Genomic DNA, 15,865 nt, shown 5'->3' on the forward strand with positions numbered 1-15,865 from the left:
CGTTCCTAGAAATCGTATCCGAGCGTCACGTGGAAGATCGGCTTTTGTACACTCTTGTCTTCTACACCCCAGGCGAGGTCTCCCTTCACGTAGTAGCCGAGGAACAGTGTCCGCACGCCGGTTCCGTAGCCGATCAGGTAGGGATTCTTGAAATTGTTCACGACAGCATACCAGGGGCTGCCTCCTCCCGGGTTGACAATTTCGGTATTGAGGCTGTTTTGCCGGCTGAAAGGCCCGCTGCCTGTCCACGCCGTCCCGATGTCGGTAAAGGCAATGAGCTGGAAGTTGCGCAGGAAGTTCGATGTCAGCGGTCCGCGGTGCAGGAATTTGAACAGCGGCCAGCGAACTTCCGCGTTGAAGAGCATGTAGCTTTCACCGGACAGCTTATTGGTCCGGAATCCGCGCAGCGGCGTTACGAAGTCGGTGAAAAAGACATTCCGGTAATCCTGATTGGACGGGTTAAGCGGGTTCTCAGCCGAACGTTGTTCCCGCACCGTACTGAACGGAATCCAGTTGTCCATCCCGCCCAGAATACTCTGTTTCGGCGCTTTACCGCCGGAATGCCCGAAGGAGAACCGCGTCGCCAGGATCAGGTCCCGGTGAATACGCGTATAATTCCGGGCATCGAGGGATATCTTGTAAAAACTCTCGTTGGCATTGCTCAGCCCCTGCTGCTGCTGTGCGCGCAGCTTCACGCGGGTACCTTCGAGGAGGTTCATGCCGTTGGTACGGGTATTGTCGAACACTACTTCCGCCTGCAAACCGCCGTAGTTGGAGGTCCGGTTCGGGATACCGCTGCTACCCTGTGCGCCGTCGATATTGCGGGTTTTGGTGAGCATCGGCGAAAGCGACACACGCAGCGCCTCGTTGATCGGGTAAGAGGCCGTGAGCGTCAGGCGGGTATAACGGTATTTCTGAAATACGCCTGCTGCCTGCGAGCCGTCGGAAAATGCCCGCCGGTCGATCCGCGCGCTGAAATCAATCCGCCGGGCCAGGTACTGGTATTCAGCAAACATTTCGCTGGTACGGAAGGTCGGGGTAATGAAGAGTCCGCCCTTGATGACGTTGTTTTCCAGCAGGTCGTTCAGTGTAATGGTATTCTGCCAGCCAAATCCGCTTTGCGGTCCCTGCTGGGTAGTCAGGTACGGAAGTACGAGAAACTGATTGTCTGTTTTGTTGACGACGAACACATCGCGGTACGCCGACGGTCCGCGCATCCGGGTGGCATCTTTCCGTACCACGGTCCGGCTGTGGGAGTTGGTGATGACCTTCGTTCCCGATCCGGATTTGTCGGTCCGGCGTTCGGTGATTTTCAGTCCTTCGAGGTCAAACTGGTAATTGTCGGTATCGATTTCGCCGGGGCGCAGGGTAATCCGGGAAGGCGTCCGGTCGGGCGCACCCTGTCCGGCTTTGGCAGGTTCCTTCGCAGATGCATCATTCCGGACGATACCGCCCGACTGGCGGAGGCTGCGGTTTGTGGCAGTGCTGTTATCGATCTCGACCGGAGATACCCGTGAAATATACCCGATTACCTGTTCGCCGTTTTCAATACTGACATAGGCCAGCGCTTTGGAAGAAGGCAGGTAATCGTACGAAATAAGGCTTTCGCGGAAGTTCGTCAGCGCCTGTAGCTGATGGCTGGCCGTATCCAGCGTGTACAGGTTCCGGATACCCCGGTCGTCGCTGAGAAAGATCAGGTTTCCGGTATCCTCGGCGAGCGGCTGGCTGACATTGCTGACATCCGACAGCTTCTGAACTACCTGCGCCCGCGGATTGCCTTCGTGGAGGTACAGGCGGAAGCGGTCGGGCAATACGCGCGGCGGCGCTGTCGACAGGGTATCACTCAGCCGGTTTGAGGCAAAAAGTACCTGTGCATTTGACTTGCCGACAAACGCAGGCGTCACGTCGTCAAACAGGTCATTGGTGAGCTGCTGAATCGATGCCCGGTTGATGTTATAGAGAAACAGGTCGTTCTGTCCTTTGCGGTCGCCGCTGATGGCCAGTGTCGTACCATCCTGCGAAACGTCAAAACCGGTAATCTGGTTGAAGCCTTTCACCGCGCGGCGTGCTTTCAGGCGCATTCCGCCCTTTCCTCCGGCAACGTATTGATACAATACCGTCCGGAAGTCTTCCTGGACCAGCAGGTTAAGGGTGCCGTTCGGTTGCCAGGCCATCATCGGAGCTACGAAGGGTAGCTCCCGCGTCAGGAAACGATCGCCGCCACGGAAAATCTCCGTTTTTTTCGCACCCTGCAGGTCCGTGACATATACCCGGAACCGGCCGCGGTCGGAGATCGTATAGGCCAGCGACTGCCGGTCGGGACTCAGTTTCACCTGCTGGATTTTTCCGTTGCCAAGAAGCGGCAAGGTAACGAGCCGGCTGCCCGCCGCCGGCTTAAACGTTTCCGAAGAAGCCGTCGCCATCTGGGTGTAGTAATCTTTCCAGTCGCCGATAAACCGGTTGTAGGAAATACCCAGCGTGCTGGCGATACTCGTCTGCTCCGTCCGGATAATCCGGGTGAGGTTCAGGATATTGGAAATATTGTCGCGGCCATACCGTTCGGCAATGAAGTTCCAGATCGACTGTCCGTAGATCCGTGCTTCTTCACCGGAGAGTTGTGCCGGCTTTTTAAATTTTTTGTTGAGGGCGACATCGCGCATGTAGTCGTCCAGTTCAACACTCCAGCCATCGGCAACATATGACGTAATACCGGTGATAAACCATTCGGGGAGCGACAACAGCAGCTGGCTCTGCAAGGCGTCCTTCAGACTGCCTCCATAGAGCATGTCATACACAAAGACGGAAGAAATTTCGCGGACAAGCTTTTTCCGGAACTCGATGTGATTGGCAACGAAGGGAATCTGTATCCGCGATTTTGCCAGGTTTTCCTCTTTGATTTCCGACTCTGAGCCAAGCGAGATACCGATGTTGCTCTGTTTGAGATCGGAAGGAGAATTGTAGAGGAATATCTTGGTACGGCTGTACGGCGTGTAGCTGAGGATTTCGGTAATGCGGTCGAACTCCGTTTCCGCGAGCTGGGCGGTATACGTGGCCAGGGTCCTGTTGTTTCCGTGGAAATACACCTCAAAATTGGACGTGGTCAACACCTGCCAATCATAACGCTCCTGCTGGATCCGGTTCTTGCCGAACTCTTCCTGGGTCGGCATGTAAACCTGCGCGTGTCCGGACGATGCGGCAAAGAGAAGTCCCCCGATGAAAGTAACCTTAACAGTAGTTGTCCAACACATGGCGTAGGGCTTTGGTACTCCGTAAACTCGCCCAAACAAGTGAACGGTCTATGACTTTAACGAGCTGAAATATAACGAATGGAACCGTTCGATATTCGCGTCCGGATGAAGTTCTTTCCCCTCTGTGAGGAAATCTGCCAGTTGCCTGGACAGAAAGGGAGCCAGGGAGGTTCCCTTCGAACCGAGACCGTTGAAAATGCCGATCGGCGTATATTCGGGATGCAGACCTGCAAACGGCCGGCGCCCCTGCGTCGCGGGCCGGATACCGGCCACGTGGCACTGAATCTCAAACGGTAATTTTGTTAATTTAGTGAGCTTCCCTTCCAAATAAGTTCGGCCCTTTTCAGTAGGCTCCCAATCCAGATCATCCCACTCGTAGGTCGATCCGACCCGGAAAGTCCCGTCCTTATGCGGCTGAATCCAGATACTCTGGTTGACGATCCCGGGGAGGGATTGCCCGGGCCAGTCGACCGACAGAATTTCCCCCTTCACCACTGCCCACGGCAGCCACCCGAAATAGGGTCCGAAACGGGCATACGCCCCTTCACAGCTGATGATCTTACGAGCCCGTATATCTTTCCAGGTAACCGAGTCCTCTTCCCGAATAACGTCGTCCCAGGAAAACGAATCTTCTGCCAATGCGCCTGCCTCACGAAACCGACCGCGTAGTGCGTCCAGCATCACCGGCAGATCCACCCAGGCAGCCTGCAGTGTTTCCAGCCCTCCTAATTCATTGTGTATCAGCGAAGCATACGCCCGATCGCTGGCGGATAAACGTACGTAATCCTGCAGGAGCGGATTGGCCGTCTGCGCAATAAAGAAGTTCTGCTCTTCGATGCTCTGATAAGGCCGGTACAGCGGTACTGGATGGAAGAAAGACGTATCCAGTTCCCTCTCCAGATTCCGGTAGAAATCGTGCAGATACGGGAACAGCTCGTCGGCCAGCCAGGTACGTGTCAGCTTCCGGCCGGTTACCGGATTACAGATTCCGGCCGCTACCCGGGACGACGACGGCCGGCCGTCGTCTACCACCAGTACCCGGCAGCCTTTTTGCATCAGCTGCCAGGCCAGAAGGGAGCCGGCTGTCCCCTGCCCGATGAGCAGGTAATCGATTTTTCGCATATCCATCAACGCACTACTGCCGCGAAAATAACCATCCGCCCGGCAAAACGACGGATTTTCCTTGATTTCGGTGAAGGCGGCCCCGGGATTTTCCCTTACCGCCTTCCTCCCTTGTAACCGGATTCCCGCCAGAAGCGGCTGACCGCCTCCGGGTCTGCATAATCCAGTTCGATGATCGTTTTCAGTGCGGCTGCCTTATCCGCCGACTTCCGGTAATACGCCTCACATATCTGATGTCCGACAAAATAACCCAGGTCAGGAGCCGGTAACGCCGGATTCGGACCGGTACTGACCCAATTGTCATTATTACCGGTATACATGTCTTTTTGAAAGGCTTCCCATACCTCTTGTTCGTGCCGGAGACCATAGGTCGAATAACCCGCTGCTACAGGCCGGCCTGTTACCAGGCTGGCAACAAAATCACAGGCGCCCTCGCGTATGCAGGAAGTCAGCACATTAATTTTCTGAAAATCCGGCCTCTTCTGCTGGGTATGCACGTATTCGTGGACAGCCAGGAAGACCAGCTGGTCTTTCGGCCCAGCCGCATCCCTCAGAATCACTTCAGCAAAGAGCAGAGACAGGTTTCCGCGGACAGTACCTCCCTGCATACCCAATCCGATCAGAAAGTATGTTTCAGCGGGCCGGAGATCGGGATACAGCGTCCGAAAACGGCGTATCTGGCTTTTAACCTCCGCAGCGGCGGCTTCGACTACCGGCATTTTTTCCTTCAGCGCCAGCCAGGACTCTGCGTTTTGCGTGATGAAAGCGCGCCATTTCCCGGGCAGTTCTTCTTTATTCCGCATAAAAGCCGCGAGTCCCGGACTGGCTTTACCGATATACAGCCTGTTTATGAGTTCGATTTGCCGGGTAGTATCGCGTGTGGCCAGGACGCTGTCGCGCGTGGTCCAGAAATGCTCAAGGTCTGTTGTGAAAACCTGCGCCTGAACGGTTGTCGTCGACAATACCGCAAGCCAAACGGCCACTATTGGGTATCCCTGTGCCTTCCTCTTTCTACAAAAGGCAACGAAGTATGTACAGTCCATTTTGCTTTTTCTCACAAATACCTCGCTGTTGGCGAACAGGTTACACAGGTATCCCGGAATCAGGACGTTGTCCTTCAAAACACATGAAAACCCCGCTGCCACGGAAAATGTCAGGAACCGGAATGCCTTGCCTGGCCCGCTGTTTCTCTATTTTTGGGGAAACTTTCGATCATGGCCAAAAGGACCAAAAACGTCGCCGCCTTTCCGTCTGCTCCTTTTGAGAACATCGCGCTTACCCTGTCGGGCGGCGGTTTCCGCTCGGCAGCCTTTACGCTTGGCGTGCTGACGATGTTGCACCGCCTGCGCCTTTCTCCGGCAGAAACCCTGCTCCATCAGGTCCGGTATATTTCAACGGCCTCCGGCGGTACGATCACCGGCGCGCTCTATGCGCTGTATTGCCACCACGGAATGCTCGGCGAAAATCCTCCGGAAGAATGGTCCTTTCCGCATTTTTACCGGAAACTGACGACCCTTATGCACGGCGATAAGCTGCTCCGCGCAGCTTTTGACCATATGACCGGCCCCGCAGGAAGCAAGGCCCGCAACCTCATCAACGGGTTTGCGCGCGCCTATGATTCGGAGCTTCTCTTTAACGGTGCGACCTTCGGCGCGATGTGGGAAAACCTGGACGACAGCCCGCTGAAGGAAGTATGTTTCAATGCGACGGAATTTCACAGCGGCCTGGGCTTTCGTTTTCAAACCGACGGCATCAACAAGGGAAAGTACGACGAGCGGATCGGGAACCGCTTTCTTTCGGTCGGGAACAAGGCCGTCGCCAAACGGCTCAAACTCGCCGATATCCTGGCAGCCTCTTCCTGTTTTCCGGCTGGCTTTGAGCCCATTGTCTATCCGCATGACTTTACCTACGGGGGACTGACGGCAGACGAACTTCACGCCGCTCTTTCCCACGACGCCAAACAGCACGACGCCCCGCCTCCTGTTCAGGTAGGCTTGATGGATGGCGGTATCGCTGATAATCAGGGCATTGCCAGCTTCCTTCTCGCCGATCAGCGTGGAAACAAAACCGACAAACGGAAATTCGGACTCGTCATCGTCAGCGATGTCAGCAGTCACTTCATGCGGTCGTACGACGTCCCGGGGGAAAAGAAAAAAGGCTTTTGGTCTTATGTTTCCTTTCACCTGCTCCGACGGTACCTGCTGGCATCGAACCTGCTGCTGGCCGCCGGCCTGGCCACCGGCTTCGTACTTGGCTGGCCGGCTGCGGTACAGGCTCTGGCCGGTATTGTCTGGGGTATTCACCTCGCGTTTGGGGGCGCGTATTTCGGCCTGAAAAAACTGCTTCCCGGTCAGGGAGAAGGCTCCTGGGATGCCATGTTCCGCCGGTACCTCCCGTATTTCGGAAAAGTACGGATCAGTACCCTCCTGCAAATGACCCGGGCGAGGGCTTCCAGTGTTTTTTCCCTCGCGACGGACGTGTACCTCAAACGCATCCGCGGGCTGATTTACAGCGACTTATACGACAATACGCGCTGGGATTTCGGCCGGGTTTCCAACATGGTATACGAGCTCAGCAAGACCAACACCAAGCTGAGGAAGCGGGATTTGAAAGAAGCCGCCGATCCCGAACGTACCTTCCCGCCGGTTCCGATGGAGCGGATTTTTGCGCCGTGTGAGTCGATCCAGGAAGTTGCAGAAAAAGCCTACAGCGTCCCGACTACGCTCTGGTTTGCCGAAGAGGAGAAAACCGATAAACCGGATACGCTCGCCCACCTCATCGCCTGCGGGCAGTTTACAACCTGCTATAACCTCCACCGGTATGCCTGTGAGCTGGAATCGGCCCTTCCGGAAATCGGGCCGGCGGCCGGACAGGCGGCGCGCATAGCCGGCATCCGGGAGCAGCTGGAGGCCGACTGGGCCCGGTTCTGCGAAGATCCTTTCTTTCTCTACCACAGCTGGAACGGGTCGCAATCGGGCCTTTGACGGGTATCCGGGCTGAAACGTTGGTTGTCTGGGGCCTTTTTCCGATCTTACGGAAAGTATACCTACCCCCTTAACCAGAACTACCTTGGTCCGGATTTCTCCGCTTCGGCACCCCTTGGCGCTTCCTCTCATGCTTTTTGGCATTGCGCTGCTGTATTTTGTCAGCGCAGCAGGTATTAACTGCTCCAACGACGGCAGCCACGTCGCCCTGGCAAAAGCTATCTACAACGATCAGGACGTCCGGATCGAAAAGTACTTCCACTACGTTGCCTGCTGTGATTTTGTGCAGAAGGACGGGCGTATACTCTCAGACCGTCTGCCGGGAAACGCACTGCTGATGCAGCCTTTTCTCGCGTTTTCAGCACTGGCGCAGTACCTCGGGATACCTTCATTGCGGCAGGAGCCGGACGTCGTCGCTATTCACCTGTTGCCGGTATTATGCGGGGTCTTGACGGTGCTTTTGCTCTTTCTGCTGTTTCGCCGTACCGGTTTTTCGCCGGAAGTATCCCTGATTTCCAGCCTTGTTTATGCGGTTTGTACGCAGCAATGGCTGGAGGCTACTCACGCTTTTTCGCATGCCCCGTCGGCATTGTTTGTCCTGGCGGCTGTCTATGCGATCCTTCCGGTCCGGGATCCTTTTTCGCAGCGAAAAGAGGTATTCGTCTCGATGGCGCTCCTGGGTTTTGCCACCCTGCTGGAATTGCAGAATATCCTTTTCGTGCCGATCGTAGCGCTGTACGCCTGCCGGATAGCGCCACGCCGGCTGTTCAGCCGGGAGGGCCTGTCGCTGGTTAGTATCTCCGCGTGGATTCTCCTCTTTTTTGTCGGTATACTGATGACGTACAACTACATCGCCTTTCACGAGCTGATGATCAAAACCAACACGTACAACCATAATTTCCCGGAAGAACGGTCTTTCTCAGCTTCTCTTTCCGGAAATTTTGCCGCCGGAATGGATCGCCTGTTCACCAATCTCGGGCGGATCCGGACCTATTACGATTGGGTCGGCGGCAGCGGCAACGAGACGCCCGGACTACTCGCCGCCTCGCCTGTTATGTTGATTTCTTTCTGGGGGTTCCGGGATTTTTTCCGCAGACTGCCAGCGCAAGCCTGGTTGTTTCTGGCCTTTATTGTGATTTCGGTACTGATCGCGGCTTTTCATAAAACCACGCTTACCCGCCATATCTTCACGGTGACGCCGTTTTTGTTCTTCCCGTTTGCATATATAGCTGAGCGGCTACTGGCAAAGCCCGACTGGCGCCTTGCTCCGGTCTTCCTCCTGGTTGTGCTCAGTTTTCTCCGGTCTTTTTACATCGGAGCGACATACTGGGGGCATGGTCGCGGCGACCTGCTTGCGTTCCGGACAGAAATCGCTTATTTCCTGCTGTTGTTTATACCCTTGCTTCTGCTGGCCCGGGTATGGTCCCGTAACCGACTTTCTGCGCTATGATGCGGTTTTCCAAACGTGATTTTCTGCGTTCCGTCGCGGGTATCGGCGCGCTGTCGGCCTTCCGGCCGGCCCTTGCCTCGCCAACCGGCTTCTGGGAAGATATCCGTGCTGCCTACGGTGTGACGGATTCGTTCATTCAGTTGGAAAACGGCTACTATTCCCTGGCATCCAACGAAGTACTGGAACCCTATCTCCGGCATATTCAGGATATCAACAAAGTATCTTCCTATTACATGCGGACCCGGCAGGCAGACGACAAGCTGGCGTCGCGCACAGCCGTTGCCGAACTGCTCGGCTGCGGCCCCGAAGAGCTGATTATCACCCGGAATACGACCGAATCGCTTGATACCATTATCTCCGGAATCGACTGGAAAGCCGGAGACGAAGCCATTATGGCCGGGCAGGACTACGGCGCCATGCTCGATATGTTCCGCCTCATGAGCCGTCGGCATGGCATTGTCAACAAGGTACTGTCCATTCCGAATCAGGGTATTTCGGACGATGAGCTCGTCCGCCTGTACGAAAGCGCAATCACACCCAAAACCCGGTTGCTGATGGTTTGCCACCTGATCAATATTACCGGGAGAATCATGCCGGTTCGCCAGATTACCGAAATGGCCCACCGGCATGGGGTGGAGGTACTGGTCGACGGCGCCCACGCTTTTGCGCACCTCGACTTTCGCATTGCAGACCTCGGCGGCTGCGATTACTACGGCAGCAGCCTGCACAAATGGCTGGGGACGCCCCTGGGAGCAGGTTTATTATATGTCCGGAAAGACAAAATCCGTGGTATCTGGCCACTTTTCGGGGACAGCAGCTTTGCGGATGACGATATCCGGAAGCTCAATCATACCGGCACCCACCCCGTCGCTACCGACCTGGCGATATAGAACGCCATCGCTTTTCACCGGAAAATCGGGTCCAAACGCAAAGAAGAGCGCCTCCGCTACCTGCAGCAGTACTGGACAGACGCCGTGCGGGATCTGCCGAAAATTGTCCTCAATACCCCGAAAGATCGCTCCTGTGCCATTGCCAACGTGGGTATTCAGGGCATGGCGCCGGCCGATCTGGCCAAAACACTCTTTCAGAAATACCGGATTTTTACCGTTGCAATTGCCGGCGCGGGGGTCATGGGCGTACGTGTGACGCCGCATGTATACACGACGACGGCAGAGCTGGATCAGTTCGTCGCCGCGCTTCGTGTGCTGGCTTCCTGACGGCGGCGGTATTCTTTCGGCGATATCCCGTGACTCGCCCGGAAGAATTTGTTGAGGTGGCTCAGGTCGGTAAAGCCGAACTCAAAGCCTATTTCCTTCACCGTCATCCGGCTCAGGCGCAGCCTGTCTTCAATCAGCCGCAGTTTGTACCGCCGGATGTACTCCCGCAGGGTAACGCCGGTTTGCTCCCGGAAAAAATCGCCGAGGTAATGCCGGGAAAGGTGAAACTCGTCGGCCAGGCGTTCGACGCGCGTTTCTTCCATCGAATAAATATGCGCGTGGATGTAATCGGTGATGGCCGTGATCCGGTCCGTTTCCGGCTGGTGTGCCGGCTGATGATTTCGTTTGAGGAGGGAAAAGACCGTTTGCACGAGGAAAAACAGGGTTTCGTTGTCGTCCTGTCGGGAGCGCTCCCATTCCCCGCGGATAAGCGCGAGCAGGTTTTCGAGGATTTCGTAGTCGTTTTCGGACAACGCGATACTCCCTTCATCGGTCAGCAGGCGATCAGTTTGCCAGCGGCTTTCTACCTGTATCTCCCCGGTGCCTTTCAGGTATCGTGCTGAAAACTTGAGAAAGGTAAACCGGGTTTTTTCGGTGATCTCGAAAGAATGGACATCGGATGGGCGAAGCAGAAACAACTGCCTTGGCCCGTAAGGATAGGCGCATCCGTTCAGGTGATGCCGTCCGCTTCCTCCGTGAATAAAAATCAGCTCAAAATGATTGTGATTATGCTCGGGGTGTTTCCATGTATCTACCTCAAAATGAGATACTTTCAGAAACTCGTACTGGATATAGCGCTTCATACCTGAAGAAATACCGGTTTACCCCGAAAATATACCACTTTTCTCCCCGATAGCCTGTCCAATTTTACCACCGCAAACGATCTACTTATGAACGCTCCTGTTTATTCCTTTGTCCTTCTTCGCCTTGCCATCGGCATCAGTATGTTCGGGCACGGGCTGGTCCGGCTTCCCAAGCTGGCCAAATTCAGTACCTGGATGACAGGTCTTTATGAAAAATCGATGCTGCCGGTCGCACTCGTGACGCCGTTCAGCTATGTCCTTCCCATTGCCGAATTCCTGGTTGGGCTGCTGCTTATTCTCGGGCTCTTTACCGGTACCGCGCTGCTCGGAGGCGGCGTGGTGATGCTTTGCCTGCTTTTCGGGACGACGCTGATTGAAAACTGGGAGGCACTTCCTTCTCAGCTGATTCACACGGCGTTTTTTGCCCTGCTGCTTCCGTACGTCAAAGAGTACAACGGCTATTCGCTCGACCGACTGCTCCGCCTGAGCTAGGCTGACTTTTCCTTTTGTTCTTTTTCTTTCGCCGGTTGCTGCCGGCGAACAGCTTTCTATTGCCGGAATGACACGTAAAAACTTCCTTCAGACAACCGGCGTCGCGACACTCGCGGCCCTCACCGATACCGTCCGGGCGGCAGAGACCAGCTACTGGCCTGACGGCTCCCGCCTGGTCATTTCCGTCGCCATGCAATTCGAAGCCGGCGGCCAGCCGGACAATGCTGAAAGTCCGTTTCCCCCCATGAAAGGCGGTGTAAAGGATCTCGCCGCCGAAACCTGGTATGCCTATGGGTATGAGGAGGGCATACCCCGCATGCTGAATTTGTGGGATGAATTTCAGATCAGGGTTACGTCGTTTATGGTTGGGTCGGCGGTCGACAAAAACCCCGCGCTCGCGAAGGAGATCGTCCGTCGCGGGCACGAAGCCGCCGCGCACGGCCGGAACTGGTCGAGCCAGTACGATTTATCCTACGAAGAAGAAAAGAAATTTATCGCAGACGGCGTAGCATCCGTCCGCCGGGCTACCGGAATCACGCCCGTTGGCTACAACGCCAACTGGCTCCATCGGGGTGAAAATACGCTCCCTATTTTGCAGGAACTGGGTTTCCGATACCATATCGATGACCTCAGCCGCGATGAGCCGTTTACGGTCGACGTAAAAGGAAAGAAATTCGGCGTGGTACCCTATACCCTTCGCTGCAACGATATTCTGCTGGTGGAGGGCCGGCATTTTTCGGCGGACCAGTTTCTGCAACAGCTCAAAATGGAGTTTGATCAGCTGTATGCGGAAGGCGCCCATCGCCGCCGGATGATGAACATCAGCTTTCACGACCGCATCGGCGGCACCCCGCAAATGGTCCAGGCCGCCCGCCTTTTCTTCCGCTATGCCCTGAAACACAAGGGCGTACGGTTTATGCGGAAGGATGAGGTGGCGGGGGTGGTCGGAGTGTAAAGCGGTTTTCAGTTTTCGGTTTTCCGTTTTCAGTTAGAGAAGGCAAACACGTCCGCCCTTCCAACTGAAAACGGAAAACCGTAAACCGTAAACTCAATACACGATTATCTCATCACAAAACAAAAACCCCCGCTGCTTATTCACCGCTTGGATGCGGAGGTAGCGGGCTCTTTTGCCGGAAAGATCGAAGGCGAAGCTTTTGAAGGCGAGTTTCGGATCATTTTCGGGGACGTCGTTGGGAAGGGTGAGTTCCTGGCCGAAGGTTTGCCCGTCGTCCGAAAGGGAAACGGTTACCGAAGCCGGCATATACACACCCGGCCCGGTGAGCTGCATGAAGCCGGCGCTGAGGCTGCGTAGGGCGGTTGACTCGCCCATGTCGATCACAACATCCATGTCTTTGCCTTCAAAACCCTGCCATTGCCCGTCGCCGTAGGTCAGTCCGCCGCGGTAGCCGTTGGTCAGCGTGGCCTCTCCCTGTGCAGGATAGCCCTTGCTGGCCGGCAGCCGGTACGTTACCTTTTTGCCGATGGCTTTGTGAAAATCGATGGGGAGCGTCGCAGGCGTACCCTTCGCCTGACCGTCTTCAAAAACCGATGCCGTGATAACAGCCGAGCCGGCTACCTCAAAAGGGCGGGTGTATTTCGGGGACGACAGCGTGGGCTTCGTACCGTCGGTAGTATAATGAATTTCAGGCTGGTACTGCTCCGAAAGGAGGGTAACCGTTGCTTTGCCATTTGCGAAAACCGGACGGATCGTGAGGTCGTACGATGGTCGACAGTAATTCACTCCCTTTTTTTGCAACAGTCCAAACTGCGCCTGCATACGCTGCTGGAAATCAGGCCAGTTACGCGAGGTTTTCGGACTCCATACCACCTCGGCCAGCGCCAGCAGCCGGGGGAAAATCATGTATTCCGCGTGTTCGGTAGTCGGAATGTACTCCGTCCAGACGTTAGCCTGCGCGCCGAGAATATACTTCCCTTCTTCGGCTGTCAGGCCGGCGGGAATGGGTTCATAGCTGTATACTTTTTCGAGCGGAAGGAAGCCGCCGATGGCTTCCGGTTGCGTCAGTGGATTGGCCTGGTAAAAATCAAAATAGCAGTATCCGCCGGGAGTCATGATGACGTGGTGCTTCTGCCGGGCGGCTTCGATACCCCCTTTCTCGCCCCGCCAGCTCATTACGGTGGCGTCCGGCGCGAGGCCGCCTTCGAGGATTTCATCCCAGCCGATGATGCGCCGGCCTTTGGAATTGACGAACTTTTCGATCTTCCGGATAAAATAACTTTGAAGCTGGTCTACCGAAGTATAGCCCTCCTTTTTCATCAGTTCCTGACAGGCCGCGCTGGTTTTCCAGGCTTCCTTGCCGGCTTCATCTCCGCCGATGTGGATGTATTTCGACGGGAAAATGGCCATTACCTCCGTCAGTACGTTTTCGAGAAAAGTGAAAACGGCCGGATTAGCTACACAAAAGTCAGATTCCTTGTATGGAACGCCCGAGCAGGACAATTCCGGGTAAACGGCCAGTACCTCTTCGGAGTGGCCGGGCATTTCGATCTCGGGGAGTACGGTGATTCCACGCTCTGCGGCATACCGGACGATATCCTTCGCCTGCTCCTGCGTGTAGTACCCACCGGAAGCGTTCGGATTGCCTTCCCGGCTCATCCGGACACCGCGGTCGCGCCATTCTTTCCAGGACGTACCGTAGCGCCAGGCCGCCTGGCGGGTCAGTTCGGGGTATTGCTTGATTTCCAGTCGCCAGCCGGCGCCGTCCGTCAGGTGCCAGTGAAAGGTATTGAGCTTGTACAGCGCCATCAGGTCGATGGTCTTCCGGATAAATTCAATTGGATAAAAATTCCGGGATACGTCCAGGTGCAGGCCGCGGTAGCCAAAACGGGGTTTGTCGGCAATCTCGGCGCAGGGGATGTTTTTTCCGTAGATCGCCAGCAGTTGCAGGAGTGTCTGCGATCCGTAAAACGCGCCGCGGGCATGTTGCGCCCGGACCGTGATGTTTTTCGGGGTGACAGACAGGCGGTAGCCCTCCTCCCCGAGCGTATCCGTAGCGGCGGCGGCTTCGAAACGAATGGCTCCGCCGGCCGGAATAGTAGCGATTGACGCACCCGAGGCCAGCAACGCGGCCGTCTGCCGGAAGGGCATCGCCGCGCTGATACGCGTTTGGGGCGTAAGGATGAACGTACCGGTTTTGACGACGGTATGCGCCGGCGCAGGTACCAGGCTCAACTGCCCGAAAGCGGGCAGACAGGCCAGCAGGGAGAGTACTCCCGGAATGATTTTTCTCATGAATACAAACTTACTTCCGAAAGAGGAAGACGACTGCAAGGCCTTCATAACCGCCGGAAATTCCTGCCTGCGCGTAACCATCTGTTAAAGAAGCTTAAAACCGCGACGGGAATACCGCATCCGGCTATTTTTGAACAGCCTCTTCTCCGTTCGCATGCACATCTCTCCGCTTGATCTTCTCTTGCTGCTCGGCGCATTGCAGGGATTTATTCTGACCGGCCTCCTCTGGTTCAACCGGCGGGGGCAGCGCCTGCCGAACCGCCTCCTGGCCGGGCTGACGCTGGTATTGTCGCTGGCCTGTTTCAACCTGTCGGTGCCGCTGTTTCATCCGATCGTAGGCCTGATACTCGATTTTCTGCCGTTTATTTTGGTGATGCCGCTCGGGCCTCTGCTGTATTTCTACACCCGGTCGCTGCTCGATCCCGGATTTTCCCCCGGAAGAAAAGAAAAATGGCAGTTTGTGCCCGTTGTATTCGATGCCGGCGGGGCGATCCTCGCCTGGGTATTTATCACGTTGGTTTTGTCGGGAGTAATAAAAGGAAGTGACGGCCCGAAATGGGCAGGTTACATCGACCTGTATAATCAGTATGTGGATATTCCGCGGTGGATGTCGTTGACGGTTTACCTGTTTCTGACGTACCGGCTGTTGCGCGGAAGTACGGTTCCGGAAGAGCGCCGGCAGGTCCACCTGAACTGGCTGAAACACCTGACCGGTGCGCTGTTCAGCTTCCAGTTGCTCTGGCTGCTGTTTCTGATTCCGTACGAAATACCGGCGCTGAGCGGCAAGCTGCTCGATCTCTTCGGCTGGTATCCGTTGTACATTCCTATCGCAGGACTTATTTACTGGATCGGGCTGCGCGGATACCTGCATACCTACCGGGAAGTACCCGCACCCCGGGTCGCCCTTCCCGAAGAGGAAACCCGCGACACGGCGAAGTTATTGCAGCAGGCGATGGAGCAGGACCGGCTGTTTCTGGATCCGGAGCTGACGGTCGACCGCCTCGGCAAACACCTTTCCCTTCCCCCTAAGCGCCTTTCGGCGACGCTCAATCAGTACCTGGGCCGCAGTTTCAACGATTTCGTCAATCAGTACCGGGTGGAAGAGGTGCAGCAGCGGCTTCTTGATCCGGACGCGCGGCAGTTTACGATTCTGGGCATCGCGCATGATTGCGGTTTCAATTCCCAGGCGACCTTCCAGCGGGCGTTCCGGAAGGTCACGGGGCAATCGCCGACGGAATACCTCGAACATCAGAAGAAAGAGCGCTCTCAAATCGGGATTTGAGTGGATAGCGGCGCCCT

Annotated in this window: 12 protein-coding genes; 7 read left to right on the top strand and 5 right to left on the bottom strand. The window is 55.9% G+C overall.

All coding sequences use genetic code 11. The annotated features are described in order from the left end of the window. Positions 1-5: 5 nt before the first annotated feature. From BLR09_RS11405 to BLR09_RS11415, 3 genes are all read right to left on the bottom strand, one after another. Positions 6-3,248 (bottom strand): PD40 domain-containing protein, encoded by a 3,243-nt coding sequence (locus BLR09_RS11405; protein WP_143011078.1) that lies wholly within the window; start codon positions 3,246-3,248, stop codon positions 6-8. A 48-nt stretch (positions 3,249-3,296) separates the two neighbouring features. Then, positions 3,297-4,370: an NAD(P)/FAD-dependent oxidoreductase gene (locus tag BLR09_RS11410; protein WP_176785524.1), complete on the bottom strand. Its 1,074-nt coding sequence runs from the start codon at positions 4,368-4,370 to the stop codon at positions 3,297-3,299. A gap of 95 nt (positions 4,371-4,465) precedes the next feature. After that, positions 4,466-5,353 (bottom strand): hypothetical protein, encoded by an 888-nt coding sequence (locus tag BLR09_RS11415; RefSeq protein ID WP_093201917.1) that lies wholly within the window; start codon positions 5,351-5,353, stop codon positions 4,466-4,468. Positions 5,354-5,584: 231 nt separating this feature from the next. Here BLR09_RS11415 and BLR09_RS11420 point away from each other — a divergent pair, with 231 nt between their 5' ends. The 4 genes from BLR09_RS11420 to BLR09_RS25900 all read left to right on the top strand — a co-directional run bounded on the left by BLR09_RS11420 (position 5,585) and on the right by BLR09_RS25900 (position 10,021). Next, positions 5,585-7,354, top strand: a complete 1,770-nt coding sequence (locus BLR09_RS11420; RefSeq protein ID WP_093201919.1) for a patatin-like phospholipase family protein — start codon at positions 5,585-5,587, stop codon at positions 7,352-7,354. A gap of 130 nt (positions 7,355-7,484) precedes the next feature. After that, positions 7,485-8,804, top strand: coding sequence for a phospholipid carrier-dependent glycosyltransferase (locus BLR09_RS11425; RefSeq protein WP_093201921.1), 1,320 nt, complete (start codon positions 7,485-7,487; stop codon positions 8,802-8,804). Then, positions 8,801-9,694 (top strand): aminotransferase class V-fold PLP-dependent enzyme, encoded by an 894-nt coding sequence (locus tag BLR09_RS11430; RefSeq protein ID WP_317039217.1) that lies wholly within the window; start codon positions 8,801-8,803, stop codon positions 9,692-9,694. The genes BLR09_RS11425 and BLR09_RS11430 overlap by 4 nt, the downstream gene beginning before the upstream one ends. Positions 9,695-9,778: 84 nt before the next feature. Then, entirely contained in the window at positions 9,779-10,021 is a 243-nt protein-coding gene (locus tag BLR09_RS25900; protein ID WP_317039218.1) for a hypothetical protein, read from the top strand. On the opposite strand, the gene BLR09_RS11435 is transcribed toward BLR09_RS25900, so the two are convergent. Continuing rightward, positions 9,985-10,824 carry a helix-turn-helix domain-containing protein gene (locus BLR09_RS11435; protein ID WP_093201923.1) on the bottom strand — a complete coding sequence of 280 codons (840 nt, stop codon included), beginning with the start codon at positions 10,822-10,824 and terminating at the stop codon, positions 9,985-9,987. The genes BLR09_RS25900 and BLR09_RS11435 overlap by 37 nt on opposite strands. A gap of 87 nt (positions 10,825-10,911) precedes the next feature. On the opposite strand from BLR09_RS11435, the gene BLR09_RS11440 reads away from it, so the two are divergent. After that, complete coding sequence (locus BLR09_RS11440; RefSeq protein WP_093201925.1) at positions 10,912-11,316, top strand: DoxX family membrane protein; 405 nt, start codon at positions 10,912-10,914, stop codon at positions 11,314-11,316. A gap of 67 nt (positions 11,317-11,383) precedes the next feature. Beyond that, a complete protein-coding gene (locus BLR09_RS11445; protein WP_093201928.1) occupies positions 11,384-12,271 on the top strand; it encodes a polysaccharide deacetylase family protein in 888 nt (295 codons plus the stop codon). Positions 12,272-12,364: 93 nt separating this feature from the next. On the opposite strand, the gene BLR09_RS11450 is transcribed toward BLR09_RS11445, so the two are convergent. Next, entirely contained in the window at positions 12,365-14,566 is a 2,202-nt protein-coding gene (locus tag BLR09_RS11450) for a beta-N-acetylhexosaminidase (protein ID WP_176785525.1), read from the bottom strand. A gap of 154 nt (positions 14,567-14,720) precedes the next feature. On the opposite strand from BLR09_RS11450, the gene BLR09_RS11455 reads away from it, so the two are divergent. Further along, positions 14,721-15,848: a helix-turn-helix domain-containing protein gene (locus tag BLR09_RS11455; protein ID WP_093201933.1), complete on the top strand. Its 1,128-nt coding sequence runs from the start codon at positions 14,721-14,723 to the stop codon at positions 15,846-15,848. Positions 15,849-15,865 lie beyond the last annotated feature (17 nt).

Origin of the sequence: Siphonobacter aquaeclarae (assembly GCF_900103285.1) — a bacterium.
Classification (GTDB): domain Bacteria; phylum Bacteroidota; class Bacteroidia; order Cytophagales; family Spirosomataceae; genus Siphonobacter; species Siphonobacter aquaeclarae.

Bases quoted from the DNA above. Each gene is read 5' to 3' on its own strand.
- BLR09_RS11405 (WP_143011078.1), bottom strand. From the start codon at position 3,248: ATGTGTTGGACAACTACTGTTAAGGTTACTTTCATCGGGGGACTTCTC.
- BLR09_RS11410 (WP_176785524.1), bottom strand. From the start codon at position 4,370: ATGCGAAAAATCGATTACCTGCTCATCGGGCAGGGGACAGCCGGCTCC.
- BLR09_RS11420 (WP_093201919.1), top strand. From the start codon at position 5,585: ATGGCCAAAAGGACCAAAAACGTCGCCGCCTTTCCGTCTGCTCCTTTT.
- BLR09_RS11425 (WP_093201921.1), top strand. From the start codon at position 7,485: ATGCTTTTTGGCATTGCGCTGCTGTATTTTGTCAGCGCAGCAGGTATT.
- BLR09_RS11430 (WP_317039217.1), top strand. From the start codon at position 8,801: ATGATGCGGTTTTCCAAACGTGATTTTCTGCGTTCCGTCGCGGGTATC.
- BLR09_RS11435 (WP_093201923.1), bottom strand. From the start codon at position 10,824: ATGAAGCGCTATATCCAGTACGAGTTTCTGAAAGTATCTCATTTTGAG.
- BLR09_RS11440 (WP_093201925.1), top strand. From the start codon at position 10,912: ATGAACGCTCCTGTTTATTCCTTTGTCCTTCTTCGCCTTGCCATCGGC.
- BLR09_RS11445 (WP_093201928.1), top strand. From the start codon at position 11,384: ATGACACGTAAAAACTTCCTTCAGACAACCGGCGTCGCGACACTCGCG.
- BLR09_RS11450 (WP_176785525.1), bottom strand. From the start codon at position 14,566: ATGAGAAAAATCATTCCGGGAGTACTCTCCCTGCTGGCCTGTCTGCCC.
- BLR09_RS11455 (WP_093201933.1), top strand. From the start codon at position 14,721: ATGCACATCTCTCCGCTTGATCTTCTCTTGCTGCTCGGCGCATTGCAG.